This is a genomic window from Bacillus velezensis (assembly GCF_001461825.1).
GTDB lineage: Bacteria > Bacillota > Bacilli > Bacillales > Bacillaceae > Bacillus > Bacillus velezensis.
Window position 1 is genome coordinate 1 of sequence record NZ_LLZC01000014.1, and the last position, 781, is coordinate 781.

Genomic DNA, 781 nt, shown 5'->3' on the forward strand with positions numbered 1-781 from the left:
AAAACCGGTGCCTCTTCTTTGAATACTTCTTTCCAATAGTTTCTCTGACTCTCCAGGTTTCTGCCACGCATCCATTCACTATAATCCTTGTATTGGATTTCAAGTGGTTGTAATTCTTCACCGTTATACAATCGTGAGAAATCTTCGATTAATATATTTAGCGTCTGATGATCGGAAATAATATGGTGCATATCAAATAGTAAAATATAGTTGTTCTGATTTCTTTCTTTGACTGCTTTAAAACGCATGAGCGGTGCTGTTCCGATGTCAAACGGGCGTACAAATTGTTCCATGTCAGCGTCACTGTAGCTGTCGGTCTCTTCATATTCCACTTGGTAGAATACCTCGTCTGCAATGACTTGAAAGGTTTCTCCTTCTGTCATGACAAAACTTGTTCGCAACGACTCATGACGCTTAATCAGACGATCTATGGCTTGTTGTATTTTTTCTAAATCAAGGTTACCTGTTACTTCTAGCGCTGACGCCATGTTATATGCTGTACTGTTGCCTTCCATCTGATCCAGAATAAACAATCGTTTCTGTGTAGAGGATGCTGGATAAGCTTCTCTCTGTTCTGCTTGTGGTATTGGACTATATTCGCCTTCTCCCGCGGCCTCAATCTTTCTCGACAACATGACAGGAGTTGGTGAACTAAATATATCTTTGACTGGCAAACGAATCCCTGTCTTCTTCTCGATGGCATTAATGGCTGCCGTCGCTTTTAACGAATGTCCTCCCAGTTCAAAGAAACTATCCTCTATGCCGACTGGAGATATTCCTA

The 781-nt window shown here is 41.2% G+C and carries 1 protein-coding gene; it reads right to left on the reverse strand.

Annotation, left to right across the window (positions count from 1 at the left end; genetic code table 11):
- A partial coding sequence (locus AR442_RS08655; RefSeq protein ID WP_157843464.1) for a condensation domain-containing protein occupies window positions 1-781 on the reverse strand: 781 nt, incomplete at both ends.